At 67.6% G+C, this 25,361-nt stretch carries 26 protein-coding genes; 13 read left to right on the top strand and 13 right to left on the bottom strand.

Features of this window, described 5'->3' with window-relative positions; translation table 11 throughout:
* Positions 1-58: 58 nt before the first annotated feature.
* A complete protein-coding gene (locus tag EJV47_RS06000; protein WP_126692219.1) occupies positions 59-934 on the top strand; it encodes an OmpA/MotB family protein in 876 nt (291 codons plus the stop codon).
* 86 nt (positions 935-1,020) lie between these two features.
* Here EJV47_RS06000 and EJV47_RS05995 read toward each other — a convergent pair whose 3' ends face one another.
* The gene (locus EJV47_RS05995; protein WP_126692218.1) at positions 1,021-1,692 is read right to left on the bottom strand and encodes a hypothetical protein; all 672 of its coding nucleotides are present in this window, start codon (positions 1,690-1,692) and stop codon (positions 1,021-1,023) included.
* Between the two features lie 82 nt (positions 1,693-1,774).
* Positions 1,775-2,338, bottom strand: coding sequence for a 2'-5' RNA ligase family protein (locus EJV47_RS05990; protein WP_126692217.1), 564 nt, complete (start codon positions 2,336-2,338; stop codon positions 1,775-1,777).
* Positions 2,339-2,531: 193 nt separating this feature from the next.
* Here EJV47_RS05990 and EJV47_RS05985 point away from each other — a divergent pair, with 193 nt between their 5' ends.
* Positions 2,532-2,975, top strand: a complete 444-nt coding sequence (locus EJV47_RS05985) for a hypothetical protein (protein WP_126692216.1) — start codon at positions 2,532-2,534, stop codon at positions 2,973-2,975.
* 97 nt (positions 2,976-3,072) lie between these two features.
* Here EJV47_RS05985 and EJV47_RS05980 read toward each other — a convergent pair whose 3' ends face one another.
* From EJV47_RS05980 to EJV47_RS05960, 5 genes are all read right to left on the bottom strand, one after another.
* Positions 3,073-4,464, bottom strand: a complete 1,392-nt coding sequence (locus tag EJV47_RS05980; RefSeq protein WP_126692215.1) for a M20/M25/M40 family metallo-hydrolase — start codon at positions 4,462-4,464, stop codon at positions 3,073-3,075.
* A gap of 177 nt (positions 4,465-4,641) precedes the next feature.
* Entirely contained in the window at positions 4,642-5,502 is an 861-nt protein-coding gene (locus EJV47_RS05975) for a universal stress protein (protein WP_126692214.1), read from the bottom strand.
* A 97-nt stretch (positions 5,503-5,599) separates the two neighbouring features.
* Positions 5,600-6,793: an RsiV family protein gene (locus EJV47_RS05970; RefSeq protein WP_126692213.1), complete on the bottom strand. Its 1,194-nt coding sequence runs from the start codon at positions 6,791-6,793 to the stop codon at positions 5,600-5,602.
* Positions 6,794-6,987: 194 nt separating this feature from the next.
* The gene (locus EJV47_RS05965) at positions 6,988-8,175 is read right to left on the bottom strand and encodes a hypothetical protein (protein ID WP_126692212.1); all 1,188 of its coding nucleotides are present in this window, start codon (positions 8,173-8,175) and stop codon (positions 6,988-6,990) included.
* A gap of 7 nt (positions 8,176-8,182) precedes the next feature.
* Positions 8,183-8,725, bottom strand: a complete 543-nt coding sequence (locus tag EJV47_RS05960; RefSeq protein ID WP_165903632.1) for a histidine phosphatase family protein — start codon at positions 8,723-8,725, stop codon at positions 8,183-8,185.
* A 258-nt stretch (positions 8,726-8,983) separates the two neighbouring features.
* On the opposite strand from EJV47_RS05960, the gene EJV47_RS05955 reads away from it, so the two are divergent.
* Entirely contained in the window at positions 8,984-9,232 is a 249-nt protein-coding gene (locus tag EJV47_RS05955) for a hypothetical protein (protein ID WP_126692210.1), read from the top strand.
* 58 nt (positions 9,233-9,290) lie between these two features.
* Complete coding sequence (locus EJV47_RS05950) at positions 9,291-9,563, top strand: hypothetical protein (protein WP_126692209.1); 273 nt, start codon at positions 9,291-9,293, stop codon at positions 9,561-9,563.
* 77 nt (positions 9,564-9,640) lie between these two features.
* Here EJV47_RS05950 and surE read toward each other — a convergent pair whose 3' ends face one another.
* Entirely contained in the window at positions 9,641-10,516 is an 876-nt protein-coding gene (gene surE / locus EJV47_RS05945; RefSeq protein WP_126692208.1) for a 5'/3'-nucleotidase SurE, read from the bottom strand.
* 197 nt (positions 10,517-10,713) lie between these two features.
* Here surE and EJV47_RS05940 point away from each other — a divergent pair, with 197 nt between their 5' ends.
* From EJV47_RS05940 to EJV47_RS05910, 7 genes are all read left to right on the top strand, one after another.
* Positions 10,714-11,364, top strand: coding sequence for a hypothetical protein (locus EJV47_RS05940; protein WP_126692207.1), 651 nt, complete (start codon positions 10,714-10,716; stop codon positions 11,362-11,364).
* A 120-nt stretch (positions 11,365-11,484) separates the two neighbouring features.
* On the top strand, positions 11,485-11,919 hold the full coding sequence (locus EJV47_RS05935) for a DoxX family protein (protein WP_126692206.1): 435 nt from the start codon (positions 11,485-11,487) through the stop codon (positions 11,917-11,919).
* A 12-nt stretch (positions 11,920-11,931) separates the two neighbouring features.
* Entirely contained in the window at positions 11,932-12,207 is a 276-nt protein-coding gene (locus EJV47_RS05930) for a hypothetical protein (RefSeq protein WP_126692205.1), read from the top strand.
* A gap of 257 nt (positions 12,208-12,464) precedes the next feature.
* A complete protein-coding gene (locus tag EJV47_RS05925; protein WP_126692204.1) occupies positions 12,465-14,225 on the top strand; it encodes a M14 family metallopeptidase in 1,761 nt (586 codons plus the stop codon).
* A 289-nt stretch (positions 14,226-14,514) separates the two neighbouring features.
* The gene (locus EJV47_RS05920; RefSeq protein WP_126692203.1) at positions 14,515-15,417 is read left to right on the top strand and encodes an ABC transporter ATP-binding protein; all 903 of its coding nucleotides are present in this window, start codon (positions 14,515-14,517) and stop codon (positions 15,415-15,417) included.
* A gap of 144 nt (positions 15,418-15,561) precedes the next feature.
* Positions 15,562-16,326: an ABC transporter permease gene (locus EJV47_RS05915; protein WP_126692202.1), complete on the top strand. Its 765-nt coding sequence runs from the start codon at positions 15,562-15,564 to the stop codon at positions 16,324-16,326.
* A gap of 83 nt (positions 16,327-16,409) precedes the next feature.
* Entirely contained in the window at positions 16,410-16,901 is a 492-nt protein-coding gene (locus EJV47_RS05910; RefSeq protein WP_165903631.1) for a hypothetical protein, read from the top strand.
* Between the two features lie 46 nt (positions 16,902-16,947).
* Here the strand turns inward: EJV47_RS05910 and EJV47_RS05905 are convergent, their stop codons facing one another.
* Positions 16,948-17,742, bottom strand: coding sequence for a hypothetical protein (locus EJV47_RS05905; protein ID WP_126692200.1), 795 nt, complete (start codon positions 17,740-17,742; stop codon positions 16,948-16,950).
* Positions 17,743-17,931: 189 nt separating this feature from the next.
* Between EJV47_RS05905 and EJV47_RS05900 the strand changes: the two genes are divergently transcribed.
* A complete protein-coding gene (locus tag EJV47_RS05900; RefSeq protein ID WP_126692199.1) occupies positions 17,932-19,959 on the top strand; it encodes an FG-GAP-like repeat-containing protein in 2,028 nt (675 codons plus the stop codon).
* Positions 19,960-20,044: 85 nt separating this feature from the next.
* On the opposite strand, the gene EJV47_RS05895 is transcribed toward EJV47_RS05900, so the two are convergent.
* Entirely contained in the window at positions 20,045-21,301 is a 1,257-nt protein-coding gene (locus tag EJV47_RS05895; RefSeq protein WP_126692198.1) for a bifunctional 3,4-dihydroxy-2-butanone-4-phosphate synthase/GTP cyclohydrolase II, read from the bottom strand.
* 218 nt (positions 21,302-21,519) lie between these two features.
* Here EJV47_RS05895 and EJV47_RS05890 point away from each other — a divergent pair, with 218 nt between their 5' ends.
* Positions 21,520-22,047, top strand: coding sequence for a DUF6896 domain-containing protein (locus tag EJV47_RS05890; RefSeq protein ID WP_126692197.1), 528 nt, complete (start codon positions 21,520-21,522; stop codon positions 22,045-22,047).
* 11 nt (positions 22,048-22,058) lie between these two features.
* On the opposite strand, the gene EJV47_RS05885 is transcribed toward EJV47_RS05890, so the two are convergent.
* The 3 genes from EJV47_RS05885 to EJV47_RS05875 all read right to left on the bottom strand — a co-directional run bounded on the left by EJV47_RS05885 (position 22,059) and on the right by EJV47_RS05875 (position 25,348).
* Positions 22,059-22,685: a helix-turn-helix domain-containing protein gene (locus tag EJV47_RS05885; RefSeq protein WP_126692196.1), complete on the bottom strand. Its 627-nt coding sequence runs from the start codon at positions 22,683-22,685 to the stop codon at positions 22,059-22,061.
* Between the two features lie 258 nt (positions 22,686-22,943).
* A complete protein-coding gene (locus EJV47_RS05880; RefSeq protein ID WP_126692195.1) occupies positions 22,944-24,119 on the bottom strand; it encodes a glycosyltransferase in 1,176 nt (391 codons plus the stop codon).
* Positions 24,116-25,348, bottom strand: coding sequence for a glycosyltransferase family 4 protein (locus EJV47_RS05875; RefSeq protein WP_126692194.1), 1,233 nt, complete (start codon positions 25,346-25,348; stop codon positions 24,116-24,118). Before EJV47_RS05875 ends, EJV47_RS05880 begins: the two co-directional genes overlap by 4 nt.
* Positions 25,349-25,361 lie beyond the last annotated feature (13 nt).

Here is a 25,361-nt window from a genome sequence, read left to right as displayed (position 1 = left end):
CCCAAACCGCCCCCGCCGCGGGGGCTTTTCGCCTACCTCATTCCCCCGACCACACCCCATGACTCACACCCTGATTTCGCGCGGCCTCGTGGCCGCTTCGCTGCTGGCCGCTGCCGTGGTGGCGCCCGGCTGCGTGTCGCAGAAGAAATACACCGCCCTGCAGCAGCAGAACGCCGAGCTGAGCAAGTCGCGCGAGCAGCTGCAGGTGGAAAAAACCGCCCTGCAGCAGGACAAGGCCCGCACCGAGGAGGAGCTGCGCCAGCGCCTGGCCTCGCGCAGCCAGCAGGTCAACCAGCTCAACCAGAACCTGAGCGGGGCCGAGGCGCAGAACTCCCAGCTCTCGGCCGATCTGCGCAACCGCGAAGCCCAGAACTCGCAGCTGTCGGCCGACCTCAAGGATCGGGAGCAGCGCCTGACCGAGCTGCAGCGCAAGCTGGCCGAGAAGGACGCGGCCGTGCAGAACCTGCGCAAGCGCGTGGCCGACGCCCTGCTGGGCTTCAACGCCCAGGACCTGCAGGTAAACCTGAAAAACGGCAAGGTGTACGTGTCCCTGTCGGAGCAGCTGCTGTTCAAATCGGGTTCCACGAAGGTGGACCCGCGCGGGCAGGACGCGCTGCGCAAGCTGGCCGCCGCCCTTAAGGGCAACCAGGACGTGAACGTGCTGGTGGAGGGCCACACCGACAACGTGCCCATCCGCACGGGCACGGCCGGCATGAAGGACAACTGGGATTTATCAGTGCTGCGCGCCACCGAAATTACCCGCATCCTCACCGAGGCGGGCATGGCGCCGGGCCAGGTGACGCCCTCGGGCCGCTCGCAGTACCTGCCCGTGGCCCAGAACGACACGGCCCCGAACAAGGCGCTGAACCGCCGCACCGAAATCATTCTCACGCCCAAGCTCGACGAGCTGTTTCAGCTGCTGGAGCAGAACTAAGCCCAGCGCGTCTCCAATGCCAAACCGCCCCGGCGCCTCTCTCAGGAAAGGCGCCGGGGCGGTTTGCTGCTTGCAGCGGAGCGGGGCTACTGCACGGGCAGCACGATGGTTTTCCGCTTGCCGGCCCAGTCTTCCGCCATAAACTTATAGGCCGCTACGTTGGCGTCGGGCGTGAGCGTCAGCGTATGGTCGTAGAGCTTCGGGGTGCGCAGCTGCAGGTTGTTGAAGTAATCCACGGTTTCTTCCTGCTGGTTGCGCAGCACGCGCTTCACGTGCAGGTTCATCAGCAAGGTGGTGGAGGTCAGCACGGAGCGTACCGGCGTGGCTACCCCGGCCGCCAGGGCGTTCTGCCCACCCGGCAGCAGTACCTGCAGCGTCAGCTGCGAGGAGTCGACGGGAATTTCCAGCGTCTTGGTGGCCTGGCGGTTGTTGGCATCGACGGCCTGAATTTCGTAGCGCAGCGTCTTGCCCACCGACTCCATCCCGGTATCGTGGCTGAAGGTCAGGTCGTCGCTGGTGGGCGTGGTAAAGCCTTCTTTTTTGGTTACCGTCGCGTTCTGCACTACGTGCCGGATGGCTATGCTGCCCAGCTCGGCGGCGGCCTGCACGGTGAAACGGAAATTCACCATTTCCAGGGGCGCCAGGCGGGCCGGCTGACTGACGATGGTAATGTCGGGGGCCGGGGCTTCGGATTCTTTCTGGCAGGCGCCCAGCAGCAGCGCGCCGCAGACCAGGCCAAGGGAGTATTTTAGCAGCATAAGTAGCGTTTTAGGGAGCGGACGCAAACTTAGTGCCCGGCTTTGCGCGGATTAGCATTAAGTTTCATTAATCAACCAGAGCCTACCCGCCGCCCAACGGAAACTCCTGCCGCGGCTGCCACTGCCGGCCGTCGTGGCGAAACAGCGTCAGGGTGGTAACCAAAAAGGTGGCCGCGTAGCGGCGGGCGGCAAAGTTAGCCTTAAGCTCCGGCACCTGGGCCGGCGGCAAGTCGCGGGTGGCCAGGGTCATGTGCGGGGTGAAGGGGCGCGTTTCCCGTGGCACTTCGGGCAGCGCGGCGCGGCAACGGGCCTGCAGGGCGGCGTGTAGCTGCTGCAGGGCCTCGGCCTCTACCACGCGCACGAACAGCGTCCGGTCGCCGAACCAGTCGAAGTCGCGCAGCCTTACCTGCACGGGCGGCTGCGCGGCGGCAAAATCAGCCAGCACGGGCAGGGCGCGGGGCTCGAAATCGGCCGGCACGAGGCGGAAAGGCGGAATCAGCGTGATGTGCGGGGGCAGGCGCACGGCGTTGCGGGAGCCGGTGCGGCGATGGACTTCCTGCTTCAGGGCCCAGACGTCGGCAAGGACTGGCTCGGGCGGCAGCGTGGCCAGCAGGTAGAGGGCGGGTTGCGGAGTGGGTTCTGCCATTTCCCCGGCCTACGCAAACGGGCTGGTCAAGGCCAGTTGTCAGTCCTCGGCTGCTCCCGGATGCGCAGCCACCAGTCCCCAACGGAGTGGCCTTCGAAATAGGCGACCTGACCCGGGATAAAGGAAACGATGGTAGTACTGATCGAGCCTACAATCCTAATTTTGCAAAACCGCTGTACTAAAATCAAAAGTCATGAAACTCCTTTTCACATTCCTTTTTCTGCTGTTCAGCACCACTTTAGCGCAGGCGCAGGACACTCCCGATTCCCTAATCGATAAATTCTTCAAGGAATATTCGAAGTCACCTGTACAAGCGGTGGAAAATCTGTACTCGACCAACCCTTGGGTAAGCCGCAAGAAGGATGCTGTTGAGAACCTGAAAGGCGAAATCGGTAAACTGACTCCGGACTACGTGGGTAAATTCTACGGCTACGAGCCCATCGTCACCAGAAAAATAGCCAACAGCTTTGTGCTGCGCTCCTACCTGATCAAATACGACCGGCAGCCGCTACGCTTCACGTTCGAGTTCTATAAAGCCAACGACAAGTGGTTTCTCTTCTCCTTCAAGTTTGACACTAAAATTGACGATGAAATCGAGGAGGCCGCTAAGTTGAATTACCAGACTTACCCCAATTAAGCAGCCGCCAGCAACCACTAATTAGGTGTTTAAACAAGTCGTGCCACTTTCTTTTGCAGAAAGTGGCACGACTTGTTTTCGTGTTTATCCAGCTGACTTACAGCCCGTACTTGCTCAGCAGGTAGATGAGGGCGGCCATGCCGGCGCCGCCCAGCTCCAGCTCCCGGCGGTGCACCTTGTCGAAGGTGTCGGCGGCGGTGTGGTGCAGGTCGAAGTAGCGCTGGGAGTCGCCGTCGTAGCCGATGAGGGCCTGGGCCTGGCCCTTGAGCGGGCCGATGTCGGTGCCGCCGTGGCCGGGGCCGATGCCGTCGGCGTGGTAGGGCGCCAGCAGCGGGGCCCAGCGCTGCAGCCTGGCCACGGTGGCCGCATTAGCCTCCACGCTGAAGCCGCGCGGCGTGAAGCCCCCGCCGTCGGACTCAATAGCGGCCAGGTGCTTTTCGCCGGCCGCCTTGGCCAGCTCGGCGTACTTGGTGCCGCCGCGGTTGCCGTTTTCCTCGTTCATAAAGAGCACGGCGCGCACGGTGCGCTCGGGGCGCAGGCCGGTGGCCAGCAGCAGGCGCAGGGCCTCGATGCTCTGCACGCAGCCCGTGCCATCGTCGTGGGCGCCCTGGGCCAGGTCCCAGCTGTCGAGGTGCCCGCCCACGGTGATGATTTCGTCGGGGTACTTCGAGCCCTTGACTTCGCCCACCACGTTGTAGGATTTTACGTCGGGCAGGGTTTGGCAGGCCATTTCCAGCTCGAATTCCAGGTCGGCGTCCTGCTTGAGGGCGGCGCTGAGGCGGTTGGCGGCCAGGGTGCTCAGGGCCGCGGCCGGCACCTTGGTCACCTTGTCGTCGTAGCGGGTGGTGCCGGTGTGCGGGTAGTCGTCCTGGGCCGAGGTCATGGAGCGCACCAGGGCCCCCACCGCCCCGCGTCGGGCGGCTTCGATGGGCCCGCGGCCGCGCTGGTCCACCGCCCCGCCGTAGGCCGCGCCGGGCTCGATGAGCCGGTCGTCGAAGGGGCGGTTGAAGAACACGAAGCGGCCCTTCACTTTATCGTCGGGCAGCTTGGCCAGCTCGTCCCAGCTGCGCACTTCCACCACCTTGGCCTTGAGCTTGCCGTTCGTACCAATAGAGCCGCCGAGGGCGCACACGGCCGCGTCCTGGCTTTTGCCCTTGCCGGCCTTGAAGGAAGCTTTTTCCTTGGCCCCGCGCACCCAGTGCGGCACCATCACCTCCTGCAGGTACACCCGGTCGAAGCCCAGCTTTTCCATCGTCTGCTTGCCCCACTGCACGGCCTGCTCGGCCTGGGGCGAGCCGCTGAGCCGGGCGCCGATGTTCTGGCAGAGGTAGCGCAGGTTGTCGTAGCTCTGCCCGCGCAGCAGGGCCTCGTCGTAGAGCTTGCGCAGGTTCAGGGAGTCGGTTTTGGCGGCGGTTTGGGCCTGGGCGGGCACGGCCAGGGCTGCGCTGAGCAGCAGGCCGGCCGCGGCGGAGCGGAAGCGGTGGAGCATGGAGCAAGTGAAAATCGGCCGCCCCCAACCGGGCGCGGCAGTCAGAGACGCCGGCCGGCCGCCGCGGGTTGCGCAGGCACCCGGCCCGGGGGTCGGGCGCAAAGAAACGCCCGCCGCCGCGAGCGGCCAAACGGCCGGCTCGGCAGCGGCGGGCGCCGGTGGAGCACAATGGGCCGCTCAGCCCGCCACCACGGCGGCCGGGGCGGCTTCGGGCACGGCATCGGCTACGGGCAGCAGCAGCACCGGCAGCGAGGCCTGGCGCGCCACCCGGGCCGTGACGCTGCGGTGAAACAGCTGGCCCAGAAAGCTGCGGCGCCGGGCCATGAGCACCAGCAGATTGGCCTGCCGGGCCGCGGCGGTGCGCAGCAGGCCTTGTTCGGGCGTATCGGCCAGGGGCTGGTGAAAGTCGATTTCGGCCGCGGCGGGCAGCAGGCCGCTGCGCTGCACCGCGCGCAGCACCTCGTTGCGGCTCAGGCTGCTGGCGGGCGTGCTGGTGTAGGTGAGCGTGGCCTGGGCCTGCCAGGTGCGCAGCAGCTCGTGCAGCACCGCGGCGGCGGCCGGCCCCACCGCAAACGGCTCCCCGTCGACGCCCAGCACCACGCGGTGCGGGGGCGTGAGGGCGGCCGTTTCGGGCACCAGCAGCACCGCGCAGGGGCTGTGGCGCAGCAAGGGCAGGGCGCGGTTAGCCAGCAGCGCGTCGAAGTAATGCTCGGTGCTGGTGAGGCCCAGCACCAGCAGCAGGGGCTGGTAGCGGCGCACGGCCGCGCTCAGGCCGTCGGCAAAGGCGCCGTCGATGACCTCGGCGGTGGCGGGTACCGGCATGTCGGCGGCCAGGGCCTGCAGGGCGGTGTCGGTCTGCTCCCGGTCGTAGTAGCCGGCGCTGCCCATCACCAGGCCGGTATCGGGGCTGAGCACGGGCGGCTGGTACACGTGCAGCAGCACCACGCGGGCGCCCAGCGGGCCGGCCAGGCGGGCGGCGTAGCGGCGGGCGCGCTCGGCCGCCGGCGAAAGGTTGGTGAGTACGACGAGGGTGTCCATGGTAGCGGGAGCGTTTGGAGTACGCCGTAAAGGTGCCCTCCCTGCCCCCGCCCCCCGATGACAACGCTCAGCCCAAAAGCTGATGTTTGTCAGGCCGCTACAGGCCGCGGCGCTGCAGCAGCCTAGCCAGGGCCGAGCCGGGGCGCACCAGCGGCCGGATGTCCCGGTAGCTGAGCTCCACCAGCTGCGGCCCCATGACGTAAGGGCCGATTTCGTACATGTTGTACTGAAAGCCGACGCCGGCGGGCGTGAGGTAGTAGCCGCTGTGGGGCAGCGAAACCAGGGGCTGGCCGTCGGGGCCGAGCGGCCAGCGGGTTTGGGTGGAGTCCCCCTCGATTTCGCCCTGGTAGAAATCCGCGTAGCCGGGGTCGGTGCGCAGGCGGGCGCTCAGCAGCCGGCGTAGGGGCAGCTCGAAATCGGGGCGCAGCAGCTCGGCCAGGGGCAGCGCCCGGCCCGTGCGCAGGTCGAAGGTGGCGTAGCTGTAATACCCGGTGGGGTGCGGCGTGCCGGCGGCAAATTCGTGGTGAAACTGCTCGACCGACAGCAGAAAATCCGCGTTGTAGGTCACCTCCACCGTTTCTTTCGAATCGATGCACGGTTCGGCCATGTGCTCCAGCTGGTCGAAGTGACGCTTCACCCGGCCCAGCGCCGCCGATACAGGCGGCCGCAGGCGCAGCTCGTCCCATTGCGCCTCCGACACCTGCTCTTCGCCCGGCGCGCAGTCGGCCGACTCAAATTGGCGGCTGTACGTGTTGATGGTGTAGCGTACGCCGTCGGTGTAGTCCTCGCGCAGCCGGAACGGCAGCTGGCGGCGGCCGTCGGGACTGTACCAGGTGCCGCTGAGCACGGGGCCGAGCGGCTGCCGGGTCTGCCAGCGGCCCGTCGCGCGGTCCTGGTCGGATTCCTGCAGGGTAAGCGGCTGCCCGGGGCGCGTCCGGTTGGAGTGCAGCATGAGCCGCCCCCCGCGCCCTCGGTGGTAGAAATAATGGCCCTGCACCGGAGCCGAACCAACCGTTTCCAGCTCCAGCACTACCGGCGCCGTACCCACCGTGCCCACGTAGCGGCGCCAGGCCTGCACTACCGGCGCGGCCGGGGCGGCGGCTGAGTCCGGTGCCGCCGGCTTCGGGGCCCCAGCCGCCGAATCCGCCGCCGTAGCGCCCGAATCGGCCGCAATAGTGGTTTTACCCGCCTGAGCGGGCGGGGTGGCCGTTTCCGTAGTGGGGCGGCGGGATTCGCAAGCCGCGGCCAGCAGCAGGCAGCCGGCCAGCGGCCAGCAACGCATTATCAGCATAAGACACTTACAGGTATGACCACGGCCGCAGCGGGCGGCCACGGCCTAAACTCATTTCGAGCCGGTTTTTGCACTTCCCTACTACGCTCCTTTCGGCGAAGACAGAGGGTAGGTAAATCCGAGGTATATCCGAAACCACGTCGCTGAGCCAGCTTCGGCCAGAGCTTTTTTGCGCAAAACCCAGACAGCGCCCTTTACCACAGCCCGCGCTGCCGGAGCATGCGCGCCACCGCCGAGCCGGGCTGCAGCAGCGGCCGCAGCGCCCGGTAGGGCACCACCACCGGCACCCGCTGCACCGCGTGTGGGGCGCCGAAGTCGCCGAGCAGGCAGTAGACGCCTTCGCTGTCGAAGCCCAGGCCGGCCAAATCGGCCTTGCTCAGGTCGGCGGCTTCCAGGCCGAGGCTGCTGGCGTAGGGATGGGCCCGCAGGCTCTGCTGCAGCAGGCGGCGCAGGGCCGGCTCCTGCCCGGGCTGCAGCCAGTCGGCCAGCTTCAGGGCGCGGCCGGTGCGCAGGTCGTAGGTGGTCAGCTCCTCGGCGCTGTTGGGGTAAGCCCCGCCCGAATCCTCCCCCTCGCTCGTCACCACCGACAGCAGGCCGTAGCCGTTCAGGGCTACTTCCACGCCGCCGTAGAAACCGAAGGTACCCTCGCAGTCGACCCCGTCCAGCTCCACGGCCAGCTGGTTGCGGCGCTGCTCGGGCAAGGGCGCCTGCAGGGCGCGCAGGGCCGGCTGCAGAGTATCGGGGCCGAGCAGGTGCAGGAAGGTGCGCTCCGCCTCGGGCCGGCGCGGGCCGGCCTGGTCCTCGGTGGGCGGGCAGGGCGGGCCTGCCGCCTTTTCCGTCAGCAGCTCGTAGCGCAGGGCGCCGGCGTAGTCTTCGCGCAACGAAAACGGCAGGCGGCGCCGGCCGTCGGGGCTTTCCCAGGTGCCGCTGAGCACGGGGCCGGCCGCCTGGGTGGCCCGCCAGCGGCCCGAAGGCAGGGTTTCGGCGGGCTCGTCGGGCTTGGGCGTTTCCTCTTTCAGGGCCAGGGGCTGGCCGGGCTGGTAGGCGCCGGCGGCACTGAGAATCAGCGGCGCCCCCTGCCGCTCGTAGTAGTACGTGCCGTACAGGCGCCACTCCTTTTCTTCTGCGTCGGGCGGGCTGATGGTCAGCTCCAGCACCACCGGGGCCTTGCCCACGGTGCCCACGTAGCGGTGGTAGCCGGTGAGAGGCGCCGCCGGAGCCGGTTGCGGCGCCGCGGGGGCTGAATCTATCACGGCGGCAGAGTCGGTAGTGGCGGGGGCAGAAGCGGCTTGCTCGGTAGCCGGGCGGCGGGTTTCGCAGGCGGCCAGCAGGCTCAGGGCCAGCAGCCCGAGGGGCAGCCGGCGGCAGTAGTTGGGTAGCATCCGAGGGTTATTTCACCGCGCCGTAGCGGCGCACCGTGGCCGTGGCCGGGCCGCCGTTGGCCGGCAGCTTCACCTCGAACAGGTAGCTGAACTCGTTGTCGGCAATGGCTTTGACGGGCCGCACCGCGCCCAGGGCCTCGATGGTTTCGAGCACCGTGTTGGAGTGGCCCACCACCAGCACGGCCTTGCCGGGCGGGGTCTGGCGGATGCGCGTGGCCAGGGCGGCCAGGCCCGGCGCGTCGGACTTGTAGGGCTCGATGCTGAGCTTGCGGGCCGTAGCCAGTGGGGTGCCGGTGTCGCGGGTGCGCTTGGTATCGGTGCTGTACACGGCCACGATGGGCGCCTTGCGCAGCGTCAGGGCCAGCTCGCCGGCGCGCAGCAGGCCCGCCTCGCTCAGGGGCTGCTCGTTGGGCTGTTGCGGGTCGAGCAGGGCGCCTTTTTCGGCGTGGCGCACCACGTACACGGTTATGGCTTTGGGCTTGGCAGAGTCGGGGGCTACGAAGGCCAGGACGCCCAGCAGGGGCAGCAGCAGGCCGAGCAGACGAAGCATCGGGGGCATAGGAGGCGGAAGCGGATGAGGTTGGTTAGGGCTACTTACAGCGGCCGGGCCGTTCGGGTTGGCTGCGCGGCGCCGCCGGCCGGGCCGGCCGCAAGCCCGACAACGCGAACGAAAGGACGGGCGTACAGGCGTAAGGGCTGCCGGCCGGCGGCGGGCAAGTTACGCCTCCGGCGCCGACGCCTGCTCCCCGGGCTTCACCTGCCCGGCCCGGCTGGCCGCCCTGCTCTTTTCCAAAACCCTTTCCACACCATGAAAAAGTACCTGTTGCTGGCCGTTGCCGCGCTGCTGACCACCGCCGCCTCGGCCCAGACCACCCCCTCTACGTCCACCACTACCACCACCTCGACCACCATGACTGGTAAAAAGGCCGGCAAAGTGGAGAAGAAGGCCGCCAAGGACGCCGGCGTGCCCAAGCGCGAGGCCAAGGATACCAAGAAGATGATGAAGAAGGGCGACCTACAGAAAACCTCCACGACCACCCAAACCGTGGAGCAGTAGCCCGCATCCCGCGGCCGGGCAGCTGCGTTGAAGGGGCACACCTCTTTCCCACACCGCCATGAATAAGTACTTTTTGCTGCTGGCCGCCGCCCTGCTGACGGCCGCCAGCGCCCCGGCCCAGACCACGCCCGTCAAGTCGACTACCACGACGAAAACCGGCTCGACGTCGACCCGCACCAAGACTATGACCACCCCGAGCGGGCAGACCAAAACCTCGGGCCAGTACAAATCGGCCACGCAGCACCACCGCACGATGACGCACACCACCCCGAGCGGCACCACGCAAACTAAGTCGTCGACCACAACCACCCGGAGCAAGACCCAGCAGTAAGCTGGCCCCGTTGATTTCCGGTGCATAACCAGAGCGCCCCGGCCGGCTGGTCGGGGCGCTTTTTCTGGGGCGTGGAATTAGCCCTGGGGGTTGGCCGGGCCGTAGTCGCCGGGGCTGACGGGCTTGGGCTGGGCGGGCTCGGCGGGCGTGGGGCGGCCGGGCACCTGCAGGGCCCAGGCCTGCTGCAGCTGCTGGCGGCCGGCGTGGTGGGTGAAGTCGTACTGGCAGGGCACGATGCTCACGTAGTTGTGGGCCAGGGCCCACTCGTCGGTGTCCTCGGCCTGGGGCTCCTCGTTCAGAAACTGGCCCAGCACCCAGTAGTAGGGCCGGTGGTAGGGGTCCTGGCGGGTGTCGAATTCCTCCTGCCACTTGGCCCGGGCCTGCCGGCAGACGCGCGCGCCCACGATGGGGTCGGCCGATTTCTTGGGAATGTTCACGTTCAGGGCCGTGCCGGCCGGAATGCCCTTGGTCAGCGCCTCGCGGGCCACGTGCTCAATCCAGGGCTCAGCGTGCGAGAAGTCGGCCTCGTGCGAGAAGTCGCAGAGCGAGAAGCCGATGGCCGGCAGCCCCTCGATGGCCGCTTCCAGCGCCGCCGACATGGTGCCCGAGTAAATCACGTTTACCGAGGCGTTGGAGCCGTGGTTGACGCCCGACACCACCAAATCGGGCCGGCGGCCTTTCAGCACCAGGTGCTTGGCAATCTTGACGCAGTCGGCCGGGGTGCCCGAGCAGGTGTAGGCCTCGATGCCCTCGAACAGTGGGCTGCGGTCGAGGCGCAGCGGCTCACTGAGCGTAATGGCGTGGCCCATGCCCGACTGCGGGGCGGCCGGGGCCACCACCACCACTTCGCCCAGGCGGCGCATCACCCGGATGAGCACCGCAATACCGGGGGCGGCAATGCTGTCGTCGTTGGAAATCAGAATCAGGGGCGGGGCAGCGGTTTCGGCACTCACGGGCAACGGGGCGTTGGTTGACAATCGGGGATACGCGGGCAAAGGTAGACCGCAGAGCAGAACGGAGGGGTTTAACGCATGGAACGGCGCTTGGGTGAGGGTTGGCGGGAAAGAAAGTCGGCCCGCAGCTAGCAGTTCGGCCGCCGGCCGGGGCGCTGCGCCCAACCAAAATCCGCCAACCCAAGTAGGTTTGGGCCATGCTACGCCTTTCCTCCCTCCTGCCGGCCGCCGCGCTGGCCCTGCTGCTGGCGGCCTGCGGCCCCACCGAGCGGCCCGCCGAAGCCCCGGCGCCCCCCGCCCCCGCTCCGGCCGCAACCCCCGCTCCGCCCGCCGATACCGCGGCGGCCGCCCCCCGTTCGGCTCCCGCGGATACCAGCCTGCTGCTGCGCCCCGGCTACGTGGGGCCGCTGCGCCTCAACATGAAGGAGGCCGACCTGCTGGCGCTGCTGCCGCCCAGCACCCGGCGCGCCAGCACCCGCAGCCTGGAGGGCATCGACTACCCGGTGTACGAGTACCGCCCCGAGGGCCAGCCCGCCGGCACCCCGCCCCTGCTGCTGGAAATGGTTACGGCCATCGACGGCAACGGCAACCGGCTCTGGCGCGCGCAGCTGCAGGACGCGCGCTACCGCACGGCCGAGGGCATCGGGGTGGGCAGCACCTTCGGCGAGGCCCGCCGCGCCTACGGAGTGCAGACCATCGAGCGGGCCGAGGGGCGGCTGGTGGCCGTGTCGGAGCGGGTGGGCATGACCTGGGTGCTCGACAAGACCGGGCTGCCCCTGGACCGGCTGCTGCGCAAGGACGACATTCCGCCCGCCACGCGCATTACCGGCATTATACTTTACCAGTAGCACTTGGCTTTTGGCGGTGCGAATACGCAACCGTTTGTGTACTTTGGCGACGCTGGGCCGGCCGCACCCGTCGGCTGGCACCTGCCCCGACTGCCCTCACCCCACACCTAGCCCGCCGCCATGCCCCTGCTCGAAAACCGTTACCGCTACGCCGACCTGGGCCTGCTGCTGCTGCGCCTGGGCCTGGGCGTGATGTTCGTGCTGCACGGCTACCCCAAGCTCATGGGCGGGCCGGAAAAGTGGGCCGCGCTGGGCGGCGAAATGCGCCACCTGGGCATCTCGCTTGCGCCCACGTTCTGGGGCCTGCTGGCGGCCGTGGCCGAAACCATCGGCGGGCAGCTCCTGGCCCTGGGGCTGCTGTTTCGCTGGGCCTGCGGGGCGCTGCTGGCCACCATGCTGGTGGCCACCGTCTCGCACCTGGCCGCCGGCGACGGATTCAGCGGCTACGCCCACGCCGTGGAAAGCGGCATCGTGTTCCTGGGGCTGCTGTTCATCGGCCCGGGCAAGTACAGCGTCGACCAGCAGGTGTTTCCGCCCAGCCGGCGGCGGTATTAATCCGAAGGAGCAATGGCCCTGGATGTCTACTGGCAGCATTACCACGACAGCACCCACCTCGGCAGCCTGGAAATTACCCACGAGCTGACCGAGCTGCTGTACCGGTTCAGCCAGGCAGCCGGCGTAACGGCTGACCCGTACGGCAAGGGCCGTCTGCACCCGGCGCAGTGGCAGCGGCTGATGAATATGGCCCCGGCGGCCGGCTACCCGGTGCCGTTGCTGGCGGCCATTCAGGCCCGCATTCCGGCCGATCAGCCCGCCGGGATGATTGTGCTGCTGGGGGAGTAAGCGGGTTTCGGAGTCGGCTCATTACTGACCAGCTGGCTGGCGCGCGTCTGCGACGCGTGCCCACTGGAAGCGCGTTTGCAACGCGCCGTTAGCACGACTATCATTACCCCAAACGCCCGCAGGCGCGGCCGATTCGCGGCCCGGATGCGCGCCTGCGGGCAAGCGGCGGAACTGTGCGGGAACTATGCCTGAAGCCCGACTTCCCGCGCAGTTCCGCCGCTTCGTGGCATCTTGCCGGCCCGAATACGCCCCACTTCATGCTGCTCACCCTCATGCTCACCGCCGCCCTCACCTCCACCCCGCCCGACCAAGCCGACTGGCGTACGCCCTTCGAGCGGGGCAACGGCAACACCACTGCCACCTACGCCGAGTGCATTGCCTACTATAAAAAGCTCGACGCGGCCTACTCCGAAGTGACCCTGCGCGAAGTCGGGCCCACCGACAGCGGGGAGCCGCTGCACGAAGTGGTGGTGTCGCTCGACGGCGACGCGGACCCCAGCTCGGTGCGGCGCAAAAACCGGCGCGTGGTGCTGATTCAGAACGGCATCCACCCCGGCGAGCCGGAAGGCATCGACGCCTCCATGATGCTGGTGCGCGACTACCTGCAGCAGAAAAAGCTCCGGGCGCAGCTCGAAAACCTCACGCTGGTGGTGGTGCCGGTGTACAACGTCGACGGGATGCTCAACCGCAACGCCACCACCCGCGCCAACCAGAACGGCCCGGAGCAGTACGGCTTCCGCGGCAACGGCCGGCACTACGACCTCAACCGCGACTACATCAAGCAGGAAACGCGCAACGCCCGCTCGTTTGCCAAACTGTTTCAGCAGTGGCGGCCCGAGGTGTTTGTGGAAACGCACACCTCCAACGGGGCCGACTACCAGTACACCATGACGCTCATTGCCTCGCAGAAGGACAAGCTGCACCCGGTGCTGGGCCAGTACCTGCAGCAGCGCCTGCTGCCCGCGTTGTACCAGGGCATGGAAAAGCGCAAGTGGCCGATGACGCCCTACGTGGACTTCGACGGCCCCACGCCCGAAAGCGGCCTGATCGGCTTCTCGGACTCGCCGCGCTATTCCACCGGCTACGCGGCTTTGTTCAACTGCATCGGCTTCATGCCCGAGACGCACATGCTGAAAGCCTTCCGGCCGCGGGTGGAGTCCACCTACGCCCTGCTCGACGAGGTTATCCGCTTCGTGCACCGCGACGCCGAGGCGCTCGGGGCCGCCCGCGCCGAGGCCGACCGGCAGCTGCTCGCCCAGACGCTGTTTCCGCTGACCTGGCAGCTGGATAAGCAGCAGGTGGAAACGCTGCAGTTCCGCGGCTACGAAAGCCGCAGCAAGCCCAGCGAGGTGAGCGGCCTGCCCCGGCAGTACTACGACCGCGCCGCGCCCTACACCCGCCCGGTGAAGTACTACAACGGCTACCGCCCGGGCGTGACGGCCGAAAAGCCGGCCGCCTACCTGATTCCGCAGGCCTGGGAAACCATTATCGAGCGGCTGCAGCGCAACGGCGTGCAGCTCCGGCGCCTCACCCAGGACGCCACGGTGGAAGTGGAAGCCCGCTACATCGAGGACTTCCAGACCACGCCCCGCCCCTTCGAGGGCCACTACGTGCATAGCCAGGTGCAGCTGCGGGCGGTGCGCCAGCCCCAGCTGCTGCGCCGCGGCGACTACGTAGCCCGCCTCGACCAGCCCGCCGCCCGCTACCTCATGGAAACCCTGGAGCCCCAGGCCGTGGACTCCTTTTTCGCCTGGGGCTTCTTCGACAGCGTGCTGCAGAGCAAGGAGCACTTCTCCCCCTACGTGTTCGAGGATCTGGCCGCCGAGGTATTGCGCCGGCAGCCCGAGCTGCGCCGGCAGCTGGAAGAAAAGAAGCAAGCCGACCCAAAATTCGCCCAGGACGCCCAGGCCCAGCTGGAGTGGGTGTACCGCCGCTCGGAGTACTCGGAGCCGGGCTACCGCCGCTACCCGGTGCTACGGCTCACGGGTAATGAGCAATTAGTAATGAGAAATGAATAATGAGCAGTTCGCAGTGGTGTCATGGAACTTGCAGCTACAGCCGCAGCGCGGCGCCATGTTGGTAGCGCCCCAACTGGAAAACAACAAGCCGAGCTGCAGCGCAGCGGCATGGTCTTGCTGAGGTTACTGACGTCCACGCGGCTCCTTTGCCATGCCGCTGCGCTGCAGCTCAAAACCGTTCTGGCAGCCGGTTCTCTACCAACATGGCGCCGCGCTGCGGCTGTAGACGGAAATTGGGCGGCTACTACTGATCATTGCTCATTGCTCATTATTAATTGATAATTGCCCCATGCCCGCCATTCTCGACATTGAGCACCTGACCAAGCGCTACGCCCGCACCACCGCCGTGCAGGACCTTTCGCTGAGCGTGCCCGCCGGCAGTGTGTTCGGCCTGCTCGGCCCGAACGGCTCGGGCAAAACCACCACGCTGGGCATTGCCCTGGGCGTGCTGCACGCCTCGGGCGGCACGGTGCGCTGGTTCGGCGCCGCGCCCACGGCCGCCAGCCGGCGCCGGGTGGGCAGCCTGCTTGAAACGCCCAACTTCTTTCCCTACCTCTCGGCCCGCCAAAACCTGCAGATCAGCGCCGACACCAAGCGCACCTCCCCGGCCGGCATAGCGCGGGCCCTGGAGCTGGTGGATTTGGCCGGGCGCCAGCACGAGCCGGTGCGGGGCTTCTCGCTGGGCATGAAGCAGCGCCTGGCCCTGGCCGCCGCCCTGCTGGGCGAGCCGGAAGTGCTGGTGCTCGACGAGCCCACCAACGGCCTCGACCCGCAGGGCATTGCCGACGTGCGCGGGCTCATCCAGCGCCTCGCCGCCGAGGGCCGCACCATCATCCTGGCCAGCCACCTGCTCGACGAAGTGCAGAAAGTATGCACCCACGCCGCCGTGCTCCACCAGGGCCGCCTGCGCGCCGCCGGTGCCGTATCCGACATCCTCGCCGCTACCGACCGCGTGCACCTGCGCCTGGCCCCCGACGCCGCCCCGCAGCAGCTCCACCAAGCCCTGCTGGCCGTGCCCTTTGCTCAAAGCGTGCAGCTGGCTCCCGACGGCACTTGCACCCTCACCCTGGCCCCCGGCCACTCCCCCGCCGAGCTGAACCGCGCCCTGTTTGCCCAGGGCCTCGTGCTGGCCCACCTCAGCACCGAGCGCCGCAGCCTGGAAACGCAGTTCTTGCAGATAATTAATAATTAAGAATGAGTAATTAAGAATTGCTTCTCGGCCTTCCTCCTCGAACCTGCTTTCTCCTCCTTGTATGCACACTACCAGCCGCCTCTGTGCCGCCAATGCAGCCACAGCCACAATTATTAATTCTTCATTCTTAATTATTAATTAAGAATGTTTCGCACCGAACTTCGCAAGCTGCTACCCTACCGCACGGCCTGGATTATCCTGCTGCTGTTCACGGCCTTGCTGGCAGCCACGGCGGCCGGCGCGGGCGGCGTCAACGTGAACGGGCAGCAGCTGGGGCAGGCCCTGTACGCGCTGCCGGGGCTGTGGACCAACCTGGTATACCTGGCCAGCTACTTCTCCTTGCTGCCGGCCTTTTTGCTCATCATGCTCATCACCGATGAGTTTCAGTACCGTACCCTGCGCCAGCAGGTTATCGACGGGGCCTCGCGCGAGCAGCTGGTGCTCGACAAGCTGCTGGTAGCCCTGCTGCTCTCCGGCTGGGCGCTGCTGTCGGTGCTGGCGGTGGGGCTGTATTTCGGGCTAACGCGCTCCGGGGCCAACGCAGCTGACATCCTGGCCGCCGCGCCCCGCCCCCTGCTGCTGTACGCGGCCCAGCTGCTGGGCTACCTCGCCCTGGCCGCCCTGCTGGCCGTGCTCATTCGCCGCAGCACGCCCACCATCGTGGCCCTGCTGCTGTACGTGTGGGTGCTGGAGCGGCTGATTCGCTACTTCCTGCCCGACGAAATCGACCGGTTTCTGCCCATGAAGGCCCTGGACATTCTCACGCCCTCGCCCTTCGCCCAGACGCTCGACACCGTGCTCGGGCCCAGCGGCGCGCTGCTGCCGGGCGAGGCGGTGCCCGTGGCCCTGGGCTACGCCGTGCTTTTCTGGCTGCTGAGCGCCCTGCTCCTGCGCATCCGCGACCTGTAGCCCTTACCTTTGCCCTCCGGCGGCTGCTTTTTCGGCCGCCACCGATGCGTATGCGTCTGACTACTCTGCTTACCAGTGCCGCTTTGGCGCTGCTTCCCCTGGCCGCTGCCGCGCAGGCGCCGGCCGCCGTATCACCCGCCCAGGCCCGCGCCGAGGCCGAAGCTGCTGCCGTGCGCGCCCGCGCCGCCGCCGCCCTGCAGGCCCGCACCGAGGCCGCCAAAGCCGGCAGCTTCGGCGCCGCTCCCGTGGCCAATGCCCAGCTGGCCTACGGCGACTACCTCTGCACCCTCAATGCCTTCGACGCCGCTTCCCGGCGCATGAATTTTATTCCCAAAGGCACCATTCAGCTCAACGCCAACGGCACCTACCGCTACCTCGACGGTGGCGGCGTGGTGGGCCGATACACCTACGACACGGCCACCCGGCAAATCAGCTGGATTACGGGCTACTTCGCCGAGCACGGCCCGCCCAAGACCACCTTCACCACCACCGACAAAGCCACCCAGCTCGACATCGAGTTCGGGGCCGCGGGCGGCAGCACCCAGACCTGGAGCTGCGGCTGCAACAAGAAGTAGCCGCTCTGGCCGGCTGGCCCTGGTTCTGCCGCCCTGGGGCGGCAGCTTACGGCGCCTGCCCGGTGCGCAGGGCGTTGGCGTAGGTCACGAGGCGGGCCAGGTCGCCGGAATCCTGGAAGCTGAGCCGATGCTGGCGGGCGTACTGCTCCAGCTGCCCGGCTTCGGCCCGGAAGTAAGCCAGCAAGTGGCGGCGCGGGTTGCGCAGGGCCACCACCTCGCCCTCGGGCGTGCCCAGAAAAAACGCGCTGCGGGCCGTGATGTAGTAGCCCACCGTGCCGCGCGGCAGGCCGCCGGCGGGGTAGGCCGAGAGAAACATGGGGTCGGTGGCGGCGACGGGGCGCTCCACCAAGGACTGCCGCCGCAGCAATAGCACCGGCCCGGCGCTGAGCTGCTCGAAGAAGGCCGGCGAGCGGTAATCGGCGTACTCGTAGCCGCGGTTCCAGCGGAAGCAGCGAAACACGCGCGTGGCGCCCTCGGGCAGCGGGGGCCGCCGGGGCGGCAGCACCGCGCCCGGGCCACCGCCCGAATACGCGCTGCGCCGCGGCTCGGGCAGCAGCTGCGTCTGCTCGAAATAGTCGCCGGGGCGGGCCTGCTCGCCGCGCACGGCAAAGGCCGCCACCGCCCCCGCCGCCACCGTGCGGATGGTCTGGTCGGGCTGCTGCACCAGCAGCAGGTCGCGGTCGGTGTAGAGGGTGAGCGGGCCGCGCAGGGTGTCGCCGGAAGTCAGCAGCACCAGGCTGCCGGCAAACTGCTGCACCAGGGGGCGCTGCGCCGCCGCCCCGCCCGCCAGCCCGCCGACCAGCAAGCCGGCTACCAAGGCACGCCGAATGTAGGCTTTCATAGCCCTGATAATGTATATAGAAATTCGGGGATTGACGTTACCTTTCCCCGGATTATCAGGCCTGTTGCGTCATCTTTCCGGGCTTGGCACGTAGCGTTAAGCCCCCATGGCTCGGCAGGCCGCGACACCTCCGGCCGTGGGCGCCGCGCCGTTTTTCTTTGATTCAAACGCTTGTTTTCGCTTTCACCTATGCACACTGCTACTCGTATTGCCCGTTTTCTGCTCGGCGGGGCCTTGCTGCTGCCGGCGCCCGGCTGGAGCCAGGCCCCGACGCTGGTCAGCACCAGCCCCGTTCGGTCGAATACCGGCGTCGGGCGCCTGAGTCCCCTCAACGCTACGTTCTCACAGGCCGTGACGGGGGCGGCCGGGCTGCGCCTCAGCAGCCCGAGCCGCGGCGCCCTCGCCGCCACCCCCAGCGGCGACGGCACCGCCACGCTCAGCCTGCAGCCCACGCAGGCCCTGCTGCCCGGCGAGCAGCTCATGCTCACCATTCCAGCTACGGTCCAGGGCACCGGCGGTGCGCCTTTGGGCAGCGGTCAAGTCATGGGCTTTCAGGTGGCGGGCGGCCCGGCCACCTACACCTTCACGGCTGGGGGGTCGTACAGTGGTGCTGGCACGAGTATGCCGGGCATTCCTCCTATCCTTGGCGACGTGAACAAGGACGGTTGGCTGGATATGGTGGTAACCGATGGTGGGGCCAATTTCGGCTTGCTATACCTGGGAAATGGCCAGGGCGCCTTCTCCACCGCGGGGCAGCAGCTGGTGCCGGGCACCTCGCCCCAGGGCGCGGCCCTGGGTGACTTCAACAACGACGGCCACCTGGACCTAGTTACTGTTTCCGGCGACGATGCCTACGGCGTCACCCTGTCGCTGGGGGCGGGCAACGGCACCTTCGCCGCGCCCACCGTCGTGGCGGCGGGCCGCAAGGCCCGGCACCCCCGCACGGCCGACGTCAACGGCGACGGGCACCAGGATTTGCTTTACCTGCGGCAGGCGGCGACGGGTACGACCCTGGATGCGGTAATCGTGCTGCTGGGCGACGGGCGGGGAAGTTTTGCCTCGCCTCTGCTCGTGGCCACGATGCCGGAAACGCGCAACTTCTACGTTCAGGACCTCAACAACGACGGAAAGCTGGATTTACTGACCTACTCCTTCTATCCGGGTGCGAGTACGGGCATCTCTACCTGCCTGGGGACGGGGCAGGGTACTTTTAGCCCCTGGGTGTCGGCCGCTCCCGTCAACAACTCCTACCCCGTTTCCCAACTTGCCCTGGGGGATATGGACGGCGACGGTATCATCGATCTGGTCATGCCCAATTTTCCCTGGAACTACGGGCTCAATCCCACCGTCCGCGGGTACGTGAAGGTGTACCCGGGCACGGGGCAGGGCACGTTTGGCAACGGCATCACGGCCGGGGGTAACCTGCCGGTAAGCGGCTACCAATACGTCAATAATATCGTGCTGGCTGACATCAATGGGGACGGTCGGCTTGACATGATAGAAGGAACCGACGGAGCTTCATCCAGCTCCTTCGTCATGCTCCAAATCAACGAAGGGCAGCACGCATATTCTGCCCCCCAGCGGCAAAGTATGTGGTCTAATTTGTTTGCCGCCGGTGATGTCAACAACGACGGCACAGTAGATTTTGTCATGACGGGCGACTACTTCCGCCGCAGCGAAATCAGCTTGCGCCTCAACTCCCCCCTGGCCACGGCCCCGACCATTACCAACGTGAGCCCGGCCAGCGGCGCCCCGGGCACGCTCGTCACGCTCACGGGCACCAACTTAACCGGCATCACCACCGTGCTCGTCGGCGGGGTATCCGTACCGTTCACCGTCACGTCGGCGGGCACCATCACCTTCAGCGTGCCGGCGGGCGTGCCCCACGGACTCATCAGCGTCGTCACGCCCACGGGCACGGCTACCAGTGGCCGGTTTGCCCTGGTGCTAGCCAGCCGCCGCGCGGCCGCCACGCTGCCGGCCACGGTATTTCCCAACCCCGCTACCGGCCGCGCCCGGCTGCAGCTGCCCGCCGGCACCGGCCCGGTAGTGGCGGAGCTGTACAGCCCGCTGGGCCAGCTCGTACGCCGCACCCGCCTCGTGCCCGGCGCCAACGGCGAGGCCCCGATCGACCTGACGGGCCTGGCGCCGGCTCTCTACACGCTGAAGCTGCAGGCCGCCACGCAAAGCAGTACGCTACGCCTGCTGGTGGAGTAGCCGCTTCTGCGCCTAGCAAAAAAGCCCTCGTTCGCGCGCGAACGAGGGCTTTTTCGTGCCTGGGCCGGTCGACTCAGCCGCCGGACTACTCCGCCGACGACAGCAGCTCGGCGGCGGCCTGGGCCGGGTGCGGGCCGCGGTCCTTGGTCAGGATGGTGTGGCCCAGCTTGTCGCGCTTGGTGGTCAGGTACCGCTCGTTGTGGGCGTTGGGCGCCACCTCGATGGCCACCGTGTCCACGATTTCGAGGCCGTAGCCGATCAGGCCGGTGCGCTTGCGGGGGTTGTTGGTGAGCAGGCGCATTTTCGAGAGGCCCAAATCGCGCAGGATCTGGGCGCCCACGCCGTAGTCGCGCTCGTCCATGCCGAAGCCCAGCTCCAGGTTGGCCTCCACCGTGTCGCGGCCCTGCTCCTGCAGCTTGTAGGCGCGCAGCTTGTTCAGCAGGCCGATGCCGCGGCCTTCCTGGTTCATGTACACCAGCACGCCCTTGCCCTCGCGCTCAATCTGCTCCATGGCCTTGTGCAGCTGGGGGCCGCAGTCGCAGCGGCAGGAGCCGAAAATGTCGCCGGTTACGCAGCTGGAGTGCATGCGCACCAGCACGGGCTCCGGGCCCGAAATGTCGCCTTTCACCAGGGCCAGGTGCTGGGCGCCGTTGCTGCGCTGGGTGTAAGCCACCAGCTCAAAGTTGCCCCACTGGGTGGGCAGCTGCACGGCAATTTCGCGGTCGATGAGGCTTTCCTGCTTGAGGCGGTACTTGATCAGGTCCTGCACCGAAATCAGCTTCAGATTCCACTTGTCGGCAATTTCGCGCAGCTCGGGCAGGCGGGCCATTTCGCCGTCCTCCTTCAGGATTTCGACCAGCACCCCGGCGGGCTCGAAACCGGCCAGGCGCGAGAGGTCGATAGCCGCTTCGGTGTGGCCGGCGCGGCGCAGCACGCCTTCCTTGCGGGCTTTGAGCGGGAAGATGTGGCCGGGCTTGCCCAGTTCCTCGGGCTTGGTCTCGGGGTCGATGAGGGCCAGGATGGTCTTGGAGCGGTCGGAGGCCGAAATGCCGGTGGTCACGCCGTTCTTCAGCAGGTCCACCGACACGGTGAACGGAGTGGCGTGCAGGGCGGTGTTGCGGCCCACCATCAGCTCCAGGCCAAGCTCTTCGCAGCGGTCCTCGATGAGCGGGGCGCACACCAGGCCGCGGCCGTGGGTGGCCATGAAGTTGATGACTTCGGGCGTGGCGCAGCGGGCGGCGCAGATAAAGTCGCCCTCGTTTTCGCGGTCTTCGTCGTCCACTACTACCACCACTTTGCCGGCGCGGATGTCGGCAATGGCGTCTTCGATGGGGTCAAGCATGAATCACGGATTTTTGCGGATTTGACGGATTGCACGGATTTTAGCTCCGCTGTCCTTCGGTTGTGGACGGCGCAACCCAGTGGCAAGGCCCCGGAACGACCGTCCCGCCGACTTTGCCCGCTGACAACCGGCAGCGGCGCTGTAAAGTTAAGAGCCCGGGCGGAATCGTTGGCGGTAGCCAGCCGAACACTTGTTAGCCTCGCTCCTATCTTCGTGCCATGTCTTTCTCCACTGCTGAACTCGTGGCCCTGCTTCGCCGGTACCAGGCCGCCGTACTAGAGGCCGTAGCGCTGATGCGCCGCCACGATTTCAGCACCACGCTGCTGGCCATTTACCGCAGCGGCCCGCTGGGCCCGGCCGGCCGGGCACGCTACGAGTTTCACGGCAGCGGCTGCCTGGTGCGGCTACCCGACGGCCACTGCGTGGATTTCGACTTCGGCTTTGATGAGCGCCACGAAGCGGCCCGCGTCGATATGCTGGACCCCGGCTTCGTGCAGGACTATTACGAGCAGCTGCATGGCCCGGCGACTAACTCCACGACGCTGTTTCTGGCCCTGAAAGCTGGTATGGAGGCCCTGGCGCGGGCCGGCGTGCTGGTGCAGCCCGACGTGGACTACCCCCGCTTCTGCTTCGCCACCGACTGGCACAACCCGCAGCCGGCCACCTTCAGTCCCAATGCGGTACCGCTGGGTGATGAGCCGGCGCTGCTGGCGCAACTAGACAGGTTCTGCTACCAGCTGTACTGAGCCGGGCGCAGCTACTGTGGCGGCTCCTGGTTGCCCAGCAGCTCATCCAGCGCCGCCTGCTCGGCTTCCAGGCCGCGTAGGCGGGCCTGGCGCAGGGCCCGCTCGGTGGCCGTGAGGGGCTCCGCCGTGGCGGCGGTACGGATGGTTAGTCCGTCCAGCCAATGCAAGTCGCGGGGGGCATCGGGCGTGGCACCCAGCCACCGCAGCCGGCCATCGGCACCGGGCTCGTCGGGGGTGGCCAGCAGGGGGCGCAGCGTGTGTAGGGCCCACTGCCGGCGGGCGTAGCCGCGGGCCCGGCCACCGCGCTGGTCCAGCTCGAAGCGGGCCTTGATGATGTAGAAGCGGAGCCGCTTGCGGCGCTTTTCGAGTACCCTGGCATCAGGGGCTTCGGCGGCCGCGCCAGACTCATCGGCGAAGTCCGGGGCGGGCGGCCCCTGCCCATCGGGCGGAGGCAGAAAGCGGGCAAGCACCCAGAGTCGGTGCGCGGCTGCCTCGGGCAGCACGCGCCGCCCGGCTTCGTCGTGGCCCAGCAGCGCCCGGCTCACGCCCACAAACTGCGCCAGCTCGGCCTGCGTGAGGCCGAAATGCGCCCGCACGGCGGCGGCCAGTGCTGCTGAAGGTGCTGAAGGACGAGGCATAGAAGCAACTGATAGTGCCCGGACCAAAGCGCCGGCGTGTAGCAAACAAGCGAAGATAAACTGGTTTGCTACAGCTTTGTAGCAAATGGCAAAAAATAAAGTCGTTTGCTACACAGCTGTAGCAAACAGCCAGAAATAAAATTGTTTGCTACTAATTCCTCCCTGCGGAGGTACTGGCCGGGCTGCTGACAGGCGCGGAAGTAGCAGCTTAAACGTAGTGGTGCCCCGACTTTACGCGTTGGGGCACCACGCGCAGGCCTACTGCATCAGCAGCCCCGCCAGCCGCTCGGTGGTGCCTTCCCAGGTGTACCGCTCGCGCACGAACTCGCGGCCCTGGGCGGCCAGGCCGGCGGCTTCCGCGGGACGGTCGAGCAGTTGGCAGACGCTGTCGGCCAGCGCGGCCGTGTCGGCGCCCACGAGCAGGTGCTGGCCGGGCGTGCCGCCGAGGGCGTTGTTGGCCAGCGGAGTGGTTACGCTGGGGCGGCCCATGGCCATGGCTTCGAGCAGCTTGTTTTGCAGGCCGGTGCCGGTGCGCATGGGCGCCACGAACACCCGCGCCGCGGCGTAGGCCGTGCGGATATCGGGCAGCCAGCCGCTGACCTTGACGCTGTCGGACTGCAGGGCCAGCACCCGGGCCGCGGGCGTGGTGCCGGCCAGCAGCAGCCGGGCCTGGGGGTGGCGGCGCCGCACCTGGGGCAGGATGTCCTCGGCCAGCCACACGGCGGCTTCCACGTTGGGGTGGTAGGCCATGTTGCCGCAGAACACCAGCTCAAACGTGTCGTCGGCCGCCACGGCTTCGGGGCGGAAAAACTCGGTATCGATGCCGTTGGGCACCACCTGAATGCGTTGCCGGTGTTCGTGGGCTATAAGCTGCCGGTCCTGATCCGAAATGATGGTGTGGTGGCGAAACCAGTCGAAGGCCCGGGCCTCGTAGTGCTGCAGGCGGCGGGCTTCGAGGGCCATGACCGGGCGCTGCCAGGCCGGGGCTTTGTCGGCCCAGCGCTGCATGCCGGTCGAAAACACGTCCATGTAATCGAGCGTGAAGGGCACGGCCCGGGCGTGCGGGCGGGCGTACTCGGCCATGCGAATGAGCTGGCAGTAGCCGCGCTCGGGCCGGAACTCGCGCACTACCTGGGCCAGGCGGCGCTGGGCGGCGCTATCGTGGAAGTAGCCGACTTGGAAGGGCCGGGCCTGGGCAGCGGCCAGGGCCATGTTCAGCGCAATACCGGGTTTCTGAAGCCGGTGCACGTGCAGGCCGCCCCGGCACAGCGGCGCCACGGCGGCGTAGGATTCGGGCGTCACGTCCTCGTCGGAGAGGGCAAACAGGCAGACCTCGAAGTGACGGGCCAGGTGGCGCAGCTGGTGAAAGGCGCGGAGTTTGTCGCCCTTGTCGAGCGGGTACGGAAAGCGGGACAGCAGGACGAGCAGCTTCATCGGGGGGGCAAAGCTACGCGCTGGCCCGCACCCACGCGCTGGTACAGCTCCACGAAGCGCTGGACCACCTGCTCGTTGTCGTACAGCAGCTGGGCGGTGCGCCGGGCCTGCTCGCCCACGCCCTTGTAGCAGAACTCGCCGTGGCAGTACCAGCTGAGCACCTCCATCCATTGCTGGGCGTCGTCGCAGACCAGAATGTCGTGCAGGTGCTTAACGGCAATGCCCTCCGAGCCCAGGCCGGTGCTGATGATGCACTTGCCCAGGGCCATGCCCTCGATGATCTTGACGCGCATCCCGCCGCCCGACAGCAGCGGCACAATCATCACCTCGTACTGCTGCATAAACCGCGGTGCCGATTCCACGAAGCCGTGCACCTGCACCCCGTCGAGGCGCAGCTGCTTGATGGAGTCGGGCATGTTTTTGCCGGCCACGTGCAGCTGCAGTTCGGGGTGGCGCTTTTTGGCCCCGGGCCAGACGTGCTGCAGAAACCACTCCAGCCCTTCCTGGTTGGGACGCCAGTCGAGGGAGCCGAGGAAGAACAGGGTTTTGGGCTGGGCCTTGATGGCGGGGTCGGGCTGCACGCGCGTCAGGTCGACGCCGGCCGGGATGAACGTGACGGGCTCGGGGCAGCCGAGCTGGCGCAGGCGGCGCTGGTCGGGCTCGGTAATGGCGGCCACGGCCGAAAAGCGCGGCAGGTAGTGGGCCTCAAATTTTTTGAGCCGGCGGGCCAGGTGGCGCAGGTAGCGGGCCTTGAGCGGCTGCCGCTCGCCCTGGGCCAGCTGGTCCCAGATTTCGTGTTCCACGTTGTGGGCCCGCAGCACGGTGGGCACTTCGGGGGCCACGCGCCGCACCACGTCCACGTACCAGGCCACAAAAGTGCCTTCCATCTGCACCACGTCGAAGGTTTCCGTCGTCAGCAGCTCGGCCAGCTTGTCGGCCAGCGCGTCGGACATGAAACGCTCCACGTTGTAGGGGTGCGGGCTGAAAAGCAGGTTGCGCAGGGCCTTGAGCGGCGAAAGGGCCGTGTCCACGTCGACCAGCACCAGGCGCAGAGTGGGCCCGAGGTGAGCCAGCGCGTCGGTGGCCTGCCGGTGCTTGGGCGTGTTGGCCGCCAGCAGCGTGACGCGGTGCCCGGCGCGCACGAGGCCCGCCGTCACGTCGTACATGGCAATGGCGCCGCCGTCGGTGGGCGGATACGGGACGCGGGGGCAAAGTTGAAGAACGTTCACGGACCGGAGCGGC

It is taken from the genome of Hymenobacter gummosus, assembly GCF_003970915.1.
In the GTDB taxonomy this organism is placed as follows: Bacteria; Bacteroidota; Bacteroidia; order Cytophagales; family Hymenobacteraceae; genus Solirubrum; species Solirubrum gummosum.
The sequence above is the reverse complement of the archived record's forward strand: the minus strand, read 5'-3'. Positions and strand labels throughout refer to the sequence as shown.